This is a genomic window from Herbaspirillum sp. B65, assembly GCF_000333555.1.
GTDB classification, from domain to species: Bacteria; Pseudomonadota; Gammaproteobacteria; order Burkholderiales; family Burkholderiaceae_D; genus Herbaspirillum; species Herbaspirillum rubrisubalbicans.
Window position 1 is genome coordinate 1 of the sequence record NZ_BADI01000804.1, and the last position, 10,280, is coordinate 10,280.

Below are 10,280 nucleotides of genomic sequence, written 5' to 3' on the forward strand. Positions count from 1 at the left end.
GCATTTCTTGACTGGATGCAAAGCGCAGCAGCTGCGCCCGATGTTCGCCCATCCGGCGCCAAGCCGCGCCCGGCCTGGCTGGGCAGGGGGATATCCACACTTTTTGGGAGCAAGCCTGTGGACAAGGGCTGGACAAGCCCGTCAAGCCATTGATTCCAAAGATTTTTTTGCTTTTGATCGCCACCAGCACAGGCGACATCCCGCAAGCCTCCCGCTGTGCAGCGCCACAGGATATCCACATATTTTGGTGGCAAGCCTGTGGACAAACGCTTGGCAAGCGATTCAAGTCACTGATTCAAAAAGAGATTTTCCATCAGGCCAGCAGATGGGCAAGGCGCGTGCACTGCAAAGGAAAAGAAGGCGGGAAAGGCGAGGGGCAGACCCCGCGAACGAAGCCTGCCCGGGAAGGGATGGACGCACCCCGCGCCGCGCACCGGCAGGTTGGCACCCACCGGGAAGGGAGGACCGCGGCTTCCATCACGTGTGCGTACTGCCGGGTTACGACGCCACTGTCCGGCCTGGGCGTGAAGCATGAAGCGCAAGAAAACTGGCTGCCCCGGAGAAAAGAGCCTGCGATGCGCTCGCATCGCAGGCAAAACATCTGCACAGGTACAGAGGAGACAGGCGCAAGTCTAGCCAGCACGTATGACCGTGCCGTGACAGTGCACAAGGAATCAAAAGAAGATGAAGAAACAGGAAAAAACAGACGGGCAATATGCAGAAATGTCATGAGGCCGTCATATCGACGACCTATAGTGGGAACCCTAGTGCGGTACATGCAACCGATATGCATGATCGCATGGTGTGTTGGACATCTGTCCAGCACACCCTCCCTTCGGAGGCGTCCGCCTCCACGACATTTCCCTTCAGAACAACTACCGCAAAATTACCAGACGCCTTCGATGGCGGTGGCTTGCAGCTTGATGCGCGAGACTTCGCCATCGGCGCCTTGCAGTGCGAGGTCGTCGGGCATGGTCTTGGGCGGCTTGCGGAACCATTCCAGGCACAGTTGCGACAGGTTGGTCAGGGCTTTCTTGGCCATGAACTGCTGCAACAGTTCACGCGTCAGTTCCAGATTGGAAGCCAGGTAGAAGTCGCCCGGTCGGGCCAAGGCCTGTACGCCCTCGCTCATGCGCTGCAAGTCCTTCTGGAACATCTGGCGCGGCACCGGCAGCGGATGACCGGCCGAGACCAGCAGTTCCTGGAACAGCGGCGCCATGAAGTCCAGCGCATAGCCATCGCACTGGACCCAGGCATGGAAGGCATCCTGATGGCTGGCCACGCTCTGACCATCCTCGCCCAGCGTACCGAAGGACAGGGCCCCGCCACCGTCCTCGCGGATCAGGTAGAAGGCGGCACCGGCCACGGGGAAGGCGTTGCGCTTGTAGAACTTCTTGAGGATCTGGGCAGCGGTGACGGAGAAGAAGAAACTGGCGGCCGGGATATCGGCCTCCACGCTATGGAGCACCGAATGGATGACGCGGAAGATGCGTTGGTAATCGGCCAGGGGAATCAATGGGCGCAGGTTCTGCGCGGAGGAATGTGTACTTTGCATGGACGCTATTTTCTCATGGAAAAGAACGGGCAAGCCGCTAGGCCGCTCCACGGAAGCACGACACTGCCGACTTCCGTTGCGTGACGCGCTTTGGAACAAAAGCGGATTCACGACTTGCCGTTCCACCCTCAAGAGATTTTTACTGCAACAACTCTGCTGCTACTGCCACTACTACAGCTACTACTACTTCAACTGCGGTACAACCCTAGCTCACAAACTTGCTGCTTACAGCCACTGCCACCCTTACCAGCACTACCCCTAGTACCGGCAAGGCTACTGCCTTGCTACCGTACAACTTCACTACTCCCCCTACACCCCTACTTCCCCCACCCTCTTTCCCCCAGGCATTCAATTCATGGGCTTTTGCGCCTGCATGAAGCAGGTGCAATCGATATCGTGATACTGCGCGCAGTGCTGCAACGAGGGCCGGGTCAGGCCATTGTTGAACAGCGAGCGGTCGTCTGCGGCTAATGCGGTATAGCGCATGGTCGTGGCCATGGCGTGCGGCTCGCGCTGACCGACATCATCCAGCGACACTTCCAGTTGGCCCCATTCGCGATCGGTCTTGACGAACAGATACATCAGGACGGTGCAAAAAATCAGGTAACTGATGAACATCAGGGTGATTTCACCCGTTAAGGATTCGGCGAGAAAATGCATGACTGGCTCCTGGCAAGCGACTTCGGTGAGGTCTTGCGTACCATGGATGACTCTCCATCGTGATGCCGGGAGTCAGAGGCACAGACCGCGTTTCATTGGTTCCCATGGTAGGTGCTGCAGGTCCGGGCGAACATCGGGGAATTCCTGATCCATCACAGGATTGCCAAGCTCAAGCGTAGGCAGGCTGCGGCTTGGCGGGCGATGCCTGGAATCGCAGGCAGGCGGCGCAGTTACGCAAAATGCAAGCAGCAGCGGCGCGTGACAATAAAAAAACCCGCCAGGCTTGCGCATGGCGGGTTCAAGCTCGAATAGTCCAAGTCGAGGACGTCCTGAGGAGACGTCCCTACTGTAACCATCTCCCGCCCAGCGTGGAACGAAGCATTGCTCATGCGCTTATACCGGTGACGCATAAGCGCTGGCCTGCCACTCAGCCCGCCTTGGCTGGCATCCAGCGTTCCACCAGCCGGGTCCAGTAGGCCGCGCCCACCGGGATATTGGCATCGTTGAAATCGTAGCCGGCGTTGTGCAGCATGGGCTGGCCACGGCCATTGCCCACCCGCAGGAAGCAGCCGGGACGCTGTTGCAGGAAGTAGGCGAAGTCTTCGCTGCCGGCAATCGGGCCAAAGGGGGCAATCACCTTGTCGGGCCCCACCAGTTCCTCGGCCACGCTGCGGGCGAAGTCGGTTTCGGCCTGGCTATTGACCAGCACCGGATAGCCGCGCAGATACTCGATCTGGGCCTGGGCGCCATAGCTCTCGGCGTGACTGCTCACCAGGGCGCGGATGCGCTGCTCCAGCAGCTCGCGCACCTCGGGCTTGAAGGAACGCACGCTCAATTCCAGGGTGGCGAATTCCGGGATCACGTTGGAGGCGCGTCCGGCGTGCAGGCTGCCCACCGTGACCACCGCTGTTTCCATCGGATCGACATTGCGCGCCACCACCGTCTGCAAGGCCATCACCACGCTGGCCGCCGCCACCACCGGATCGACCGACAGGTGCGGCCGTGCCGCATGGCTGCCGCGGCCGGTGATGCGGATCTTGACCGTATCGCAGGCGGCCATGAAGGGGCCGCTACGGAACATGAAGGTCCCCTCCTCCACGCCCGGATGATTGTGGATGCCGAAGACGGCGTCGCAGGGAAAACGCTCGAACAGGCCATCGGCCAGCATCTTCTGTGCACCACTATCGAAGCCGGCCTCTTCGGCGGGTTGGAAGATCAGGTTCAAGGTGCCATCGAAACGGCGGGTGCGCGCCAGGTGCTTGGCCGCCCCCAACAGCATGGCGGTATGGCCGTCATGACCGCAGGCGTGCATCGCGCCGGGCTTGATGCTGGCCCAGTCCAGGCCGGTTTCTTCCTGGATCGGCAAGGCATCCATGTCGGCCCGCAGGCCGATGCTGCGCGTACTGCTGCCCACGCGCAAGGTCGCTACCAGGCCATTGCCGCCGATGTGGCGGGTCACCGCATAGCCCCATTCTTCCAGGCGCGCAGCCACCAGGGCGGCGGTATCGACCTCCTCGAAGGACAGCTCGGGATGCTGGTGAATGTGACGGCGCAGGCCGGTGATTTCCTCTTTCAGGTCGTGCAGGTCGGCGACCTCGCACAGCTGGTGCTCGTGGGGGTGATTCATGTCTGCTCCGGTACGGGGGCGCGGCGCGCCAGCACATCGCGGCCCTGCTCGGCCAGGTCCCAGAACAGGCCGGCCATCAGTTGCAGCGACTCGCGTGAAACGCTGGCCAGTATATGCTCGTTGGGCGCGTGCTGTGAGCAGGCCGGGTAGGAGTGCGGCACCCACAGCGTGGGCAAGCCCAGGGTTTCGGAAAACACATCGTTGGGCAGCGAGCCACCGAGATTGGGCAGCAGCGTGGGCGTCTTGCCAGTGGTCTCCTGCAGCGAGGCCAGGCCCCAGCGCACCCATTCGTCATCGGGATCGAGCCGGGTGGCGGCGAACTGTACGCCGACCTGCTGGACCTGGACATCATCGAAACCATGTTCATCCAGATGAGCACGGATGTGGTCGATGAAATGTGCATCGTCACTGCCGACCACGAAGCGGATCTGGCAATGCGCGCTGGCATGGCCGGGAATGGCATTGACCGGGGCGTCCGGGTTGCCGGTCTTGAAGGCCAGCACTTCCAGCGTATTCCAGCCAAACACGCGCTCGGCCGGGCTCAGGTCGGGCTCACCCCAATCCGGGTCGATCTCGGGATCGGTCGCACCACCGCCCACCTTGACGTTGGCCAGTGCCTTGCGCACGTTCGACGGCAGCGCCTCGGGCAGCAATGCTGGCACGCGGATGGCGCCACGTTCATCGACCAGACAGGCAATCGCATGGGCCAGGCGCACACCGGGATTGCGCAGCAGGCCGCCCCAGTTGCCGGAATGGTGCGCGCCGTCGCGCAGGTGGCAGGTGAGGTCGAAATTGCAGCCGCCGCGCGAGCCGAGGAACATGGTCGGCGTCGGCGCATTCACACGCGGCCCATCGGAGGCGATGAAGAGGTCTGCCTGCAGGCGTTGGGCATATTGCTGGCAGACCTCGTTCAAGCCGGGCGAACCGTTTTCCTCGCCCATCTCCAGGATCAGCTTGACGTTGTAGCCCAACTGGCCGCCGCGCACCTTCATCACTTCTTCCAGGGCGGCGAAGTTGATGGTGTGCTGGGCCTTGTTGTCGGCAATGCCGCGTCCGTACCAGCGCTCGCCTTCCACCACGATCTCCCACGGCGAGAGGCCGGCGCGCCATTGCTTGTCATAGCCGCGCACCACGTCGCCGTGGCCATAGGTCAGGACCGTGAAGGCCGCGCCCGCTTCGCTGCGCTCGGCGATCAAGAAGGGGCCACCGCCGGCCACCGGGTTGTCGATCACCTCGCACTGGAAACCCAGGGTCTGCAGGTAAGGCGTGATTTCCTGGTGCAGGTAGTCGTAGAGGATAGGCAGGCTGGCCGGCTCCTGGCTTTCAGTACGGATGGCCACGCGGCGCTTCAAGGTGTCCATGAAACGGCCTTCGTCGAAGTAGGCTTGTACGCCGGCGATGGCTTGTGCTCTGCTCATGCTGCTGCTCCTGTGTCGTTGTCGTTTTGCTTCATCTTTTCATGCGGCCGCAGCCAGCGCCGGGATGCCCAGGCCCGGTTCGGGCGTCAGCGCCGAGGCCAGCAACATGCGGGTATAGGGGTGCTGCGGGTTGCTGAAGATTTGTTCACGGCTCTGACATTCCACGATGCTGCCCTTGTTCATCACCGCCACCCGGTCCACCAGGTGTTCCACCACGCCCAGGTCATGGCTGATGAAGAGATAGGTCAGTCCGAACTCGGCCTTCAGGTCCAGCAGCAGGTTGAGGATCTGCGCCTGCACCGACACGTCCAGCGCCGAGGTCGGTTCATCGCAGATGAGGATGTCGGGGCGCAGGATCAGCGCGCGCGCAATGGCCACCCGCTGGCGCTGGCCGCCCGAGAGCTGGTTGGGATACTGGAGGTGGGTGCGCTCGGGCATCCCCACCAGGTCGAGGATGTCCTTGACCTTGCGGCTGCGCTCGGCGGCGTTACCGAGGCCATGCAGCTTCAAGGGCAGGCCGACGATCTCGCCCACGGTCTTGCGCGGATTCAAGGAGGAATACGGGTCCTGGAAGATCGGCTGGATATGCCGCGCATGTTCACGCCGCTGGGTCGGATCGACTTCCTGGCCGTTGATGAGCACATTGCCCGAACTCGGCGCCAACAGGCCCAGCAGCATCTTGGCCAGGGTGCTCTTGCCGCAGCCGGATTCGCCCACCAGGCCCAGGGTCTCGCCGCGATACAGGCGCAGCGAGACGTCATTGACGGCCTTCAGTTCGCCAGGAGGCTGGAACAAGCCACGCTTGATCGGATATACCTTGGACAGCGCGCACAACTCCAGCGCGATATCGTCCAATGGCGCCGGGGGCAAGGTCTGGGTCGTCATGCTGCCACCTCCATTTCGGAAACCGGAACATCCAGCTTGCAGCAGCGCGCCTGGTGCGGCGCGTTGCAAGGACCCTGCTGCACCATGGGCGGATCGCTCTCGCAAGCGCCATCGGCCAGCGCGCAGCGATTGCGGAAGGCGCAGCCGCTGACCTGGCCCACCAGGCTGGGCACCACGCCGGGAATGGCTTGCAGGCGGCTGCCCGGCAGCGTCTTGCCACGCACCGGAATGCAGTTGAGCAAGCCACGCGTATAAGGGTGACGCGGCTGGGCGAACAGTTGCGCCACATCGGTGGTCTCCACCACCTGCCCCGCATACATCACCGCCACCCGGTCGGCGATACGCGAGACCACGCCCAGGTCGTGAGTGATGAAGATGACGGCGGTACCGAACTCCTGTTGCAGCTCGCGGATCATGCGCAGGATCTGGGCCTGGATGGTCACGTCCAGGGCGGTGGTGGGTTCGTCGGCGATGATCAGGTCGGGACTGCACATGAGCGACATGGCGATCATCACGCGCTGGCGCAGGCCGCCCGAGAGCTGGTGCGGATACTGGCGCAGGCGGTCTTCGGCATTGGCAATGCCGGTGCGATGCAACAGGTAGAGCGCGCGCTCGCGCGCTTCGCCACGGGTCACGCCGGGTTGCTGCAGCATGGCCTCGCAGAGTTGATTACCCAGCGTGTAGGAGGGATTGAGCGAGGTCATCGGCTCCTGGAAGATCATCGACATGCGCTTGCCGCGCAATTGCATCCGCTGCTTTTCGCTCATGCCATTCAGATCGGCGCCGTCGAACAGAATATGGTCGGCACTGCATTGCGCCTTGCGCGGCAGCAACCCCATCAGGGCCAGCGAGGTCATGGACTTGCCGCAGCCGGATTCGCCGACCAGGCAGAGCATTTCTCCGCGCCGCACCTGGAAATCAATGCCGCGCACGGCGTGCAACATGCCGTTCTCGGTGGGCAAGTCCACCTTCAGGTTCTTCACATCCAGCAATACACTCATGGTCTGCTCCTTGGGTACGGTGGGTGCGTGGGAATTTCAGTTACGGCCATCGGGCGCATTCACATCGCGCAGGCCATCGCCGACCAGGTTGATGGCCAGCACCAGCAACGCCAGCGCCACGCCGGGAATGACGATCACCCACGGCTTGAAGAACATGTAGGTCTTGCCCTCGGCCACCATCAGGCCCCAGGACGGCGTGGGCGGCTGTACGCCCAGCCCCAGGAAGGACAGCGTGGCTTCCAGCAGGATGGCGTGGGCCATCTCCAGGGTCGCTACCACGATCAAGGCGCCCATGATGTTGGGCAGGATCTCGCGCAGCAGGATGTACGGGGTGGAGGCGCCGATGGCCTTGGCCGCCGCGATGAATTCGGCATCGCGCAACTGCTGCGTGGCCGAACGCGTGACCACGGCAAAGCGGTCCCACAGCAGCAGGCCCAACAACACGATCACCACCTTCAACGAACCACCCACCAGCGAGGCCATGGCCAGCGCCACCAGCACCACCGGCATGGCCAGACGGGTAGTGATGAGGTAGCTGATGACGGCATCGGTGCGTCCGCCGAAGTAGCCGGCCAGCACGCCCAGGGTGGTGCCGATCAGGCCCGAGAGCAGCGCGGCGGCGATGCCGATGGTCAGCGAGACGCGGGCGCCGAAGATCAGGCGCGAGAGGTAATCGCGGCCCAGCTTGTCGGTGCCGAGGATGTGTTCCCAACTGCCCTGGGCCTGCCACACGGGCGGGATCAGGCGCGCGGTGACATCCTGATCGAAGGGATCATGGGGCGCCAGCAGCGGTGCAAAGATCGCCGCCAGCACGATCACGGCGAGCACGGCGGCGCCCAGCATCAGGCCGCGATGGCCGAGCAGACGACGCAACTGGCGGCGCCAGGCAGGTAGCGGCGGCAGTGCCGCTTGCAGCACGGGAGTGGAGGTCATGGTGGGAGGGGTGGCAGTAGTGATCGCATTCATGGCAGAGTCCTGATGATCGATAGCGACATCAACGGGTACGGATGCGCGGATCGAGCAGCGCATTGATCACATCGGCCAGGAAGGTCAGGCCGATGTAGAACATGGCGATGATCAGCACCACCGCCTGCACCACCGGATAGTCATTGCGCGAGATGGCATCCCAGGCCAACTGCCCCAGGCCCTGCATGGAATACACCGATTCGATCACCACCGAGCCGCCCAGCATGAAGCCCAACTCCACCGCCGCCAATGCCACCACCGGAATGACGGCATTGCGCAGCGCATGTTTGAACACCACCCGCGACTTGGAGAGGCCCTTGGCGCGGGCAGTGCGGATGTAATCCGACCCCAGCACTTCCAACATCCCCGAGCGGGTCAGACGCATCATGGCCGGCATGGCGTAATAGCCCAGCGCCACTGCCGGCAGGATGAAGTGCTGCCAGCTCTCATTGCCCGCCACCGGCAGCCAGTGCAGGGTGACCGCGAAGATCAGGATCAGCGTGAGGCCGAACCAGAAGCTGGGCATGGCCTGCCCGACCACGGCAATCAGCAGTGCCGTGCGATCCAGCCAGGTATCGCGATAGAGCGCCGCCAGCACGCCCAATGGAATGGCGGTCAGGATCGCCAGCAGCAAGGCGCTGCCGCCCAGTTTGAAGGTGATGGGCAGGCGTTCGGAAATCATTTCCATCACCGGCCCCTGGAAGTAGAAGGACTTGCCGAAGTCGAGCTGCACGGCACGGCCCAGCCAGTCCACGTATTGCGTGGTCAGCGGACGGTCCAGGCCGAACTGGGTACGCACCGATTCGACCTGCGCGGCCGTGGCTTCCGGCCCGGCGATGGAGACCGCCAGATCTCCGGAGAGATGCAGCAAGGTGAAGCTGACGACGGACACCGTCAGCGCCACGCACAAGGCGATGGCGAGGCGGCGCAGGAGGTAGATCAACATGGCGATCCTTCCTTGCAGAAGCTGGGCGGATGACGTCAGGAGCGGCGCACGCAGGGCATGCGCCACCGGGTTTATTTCCAGGAAGCTTCGTAGAAGCGCGGCAACTCGTCGGGATAGCCCTGGAACTTCAGCTGCGCGTTGTAGGCATAGTAGGTCGAGTAGGAGAACATCGGTGCGATGTAAGCCTGCTTGGAAATCAGTTCCAATGCCTTGGAGTAGTTGGCCTTGCGCACGGCCGGATCGATCGAAGTGTCGGCGCTCTGCAGGTATTGCTGCAGTTGCGGATCCTTGGTGATGTCGTCCGCACTACCCTTGAAATAGACACCGGCGAAGGCCGAGGTATCGTTCATCGAGAACGAGCCCCAGGAATAGAAACTCATGGGAGTCTTGCCGCTGCGGTACTCGGTCTGCAGGGCGGCGAACTTCATGTAGTGCAGGCGCGCACGGATGCCGACCTTGCGCAGGTCGCCGATGATGGCTTCGGCGATTTCACGTTCGCGATAGGCGTAGATGTCGGTATCGAAACCGTTGGGATAACCGGCTGCCGCCAGCAATTCCTTGGCCTTGGCCGGGTTGTAGTCGTACTTGATGGCGGCATTGCTGTCGCACCCGAACTGGGTGCGGAAACAGGCTGTATAGACCGGCTGGCTGCCGCCACGCATGAGGTTGTCGGCATAGCCCTTGCGATTGATCGCATAGTTGACCGCCTGGCGCACGCGCACATCCTTGAAGGGCGAATTGGGGGCCGAGCTACCGGTCACGTCCAGGGTGATGAAACCGACCCGCATGGTTTCGCCACTCTGCACGGCCAGCTTGGGATTGGTCTTGAGGGAATCGGCCTGGTCCGGCGGCACGCGCCAAATCCAGTCGATGGCGCCGGTCATCAGTTGCGCGGCACGGGTTTCCGGATCGGGGATCACCACGAACTTGATGTTGCCGATGGAGGGTTGGCCCTGCGGGCTATCCTTGAAGTAGTTGGTGTTCTTGACCAGGGTCACGCCCTGCCCTGGCGTGACGCTGGTGACCTTGTAGGGACCGGTGCCGATGGGCGCTTTGGAAAAGCCTTCCAGGCCGACCTTCTTGAAATAGGCGGCGGGATAGATCGGCAGGGGCCGGGCCAGGTATTCCAGCGCCCGCGGGAACGGGGCCTTCANGTTGATGCGTACCTTGTAGTCCCCAGCTTGTCGACGCTCTTGATCCAGTCGGTGTTCTGGCGCGTGAC

9 protein-coding genes and 1 pseudogene are annotated in these 10,280 nt (G+C 62.7%); all 10 read right to left on the reverse strand.

Going from position 1 to position 10,280, the window contains the following annotated elements; genetic code table 11:
- On the reverse strand, positions 1 to 199 hold a 199-nt coding region (locus I5W_RS32905; RefSeq protein WP_217284456.1), incomplete at its 3' end, for a hypothetical protein.
- Between the two features lie 687 nt (positions 200 to 886).
- Entirely contained in the window at positions 887 to 1,555 is a 669-nt protein-coding gene (locus tag I5W_RS19205) for a DUF2026 family protein (RefSeq protein ID WP_044530426.1), read from the reverse strand.
- Between the two features lie 348 nt (positions 1,556 to 1,903).
- Positions 1,904 to 2,215, reverse strand: coding sequence for a hypothetical protein (locus I5W_RS19210; RefSeq protein ID WP_017451570.1), 312 nt, complete (start codon positions 2,213 to 2,215; stop codon positions 1,904 to 1,906).
- Positions 2,216 to 2,642: 427 nt separating this feature from the next.
- Positions 2,643 to 3,842 (reverse strand): M20 aminoacylase family protein, encoded by a 1,200-nt coding sequence (locus I5W_RS19220; RefSeq protein WP_017451568.1) that lies wholly within the window; start codon positions 3,840 to 3,842, stop codon positions 2,643 to 2,645.
- Positions 3,839 to 5,260 carry a M20 family metallopeptidase gene (locus I5W_RS19225; protein WP_044530428.1) on the reverse strand — a complete coding sequence of 474 codons (1,422 nt, stop codon included), beginning with the start codon at positions 5,258 to 5,260 and terminating at the stop codon, positions 3,839 to 3,841. Before I5W_RS19225 ends, I5W_RS19220 begins: the two co-directional genes overlap by 4 nt.
- 39 nt (positions 5,261 to 5,299) lie before the next feature.
- Complete coding sequence (locus tag I5W_RS19230) at positions 5,300 to 6,145, reverse strand: ATP-binding cassette domain-containing protein (protein WP_044530429.1); 846 nt, start codon at positions 6,143 to 6,145, stop codon at positions 5,300 to 5,302.
- A complete protein-coding gene (locus tag I5W_RS19235) occupies positions 6,142 to 7,146 on the reverse strand; it encodes an ABC transporter ATP-binding protein (RefSeq protein ID WP_044530430.1) in 1,005 nt (334 codons plus the stop codon). Before I5W_RS19235 ends, I5W_RS19230 begins: the two co-directional genes overlap by 4 nt.
- Before the next feature lie 36 nt (positions 7,147 to 7,182).
- On the reverse strand, positions 7,183 to 8,112 hold the full coding sequence (locus I5W_RS19240) for an ABC transporter permease (protein WP_044530431.1): 930 nt from the start codon (positions 8,110 to 8,112) through the stop codon (positions 7,183 to 7,185).
- A gap of 28 nt (positions 8,113 to 8,140) precedes the next feature.
- Positions 8,141 to 9,058 (reverse strand): ABC transporter permease, encoded by a 918-nt coding sequence (locus I5W_RS19245; RefSeq protein WP_044530432.1) that lies wholly within the window; start codon positions 9,056 to 9,058, stop codon positions 8,141 to 8,143.
- Between the two features lie 71 nt (positions 9,059 to 9,129).
- Positions 9,130 to 10,280 (reverse strand): annotated as a pseudogene (locus I5W_RS19250) (ABC transporter substrate-binding protein); the annotation flags it as partial.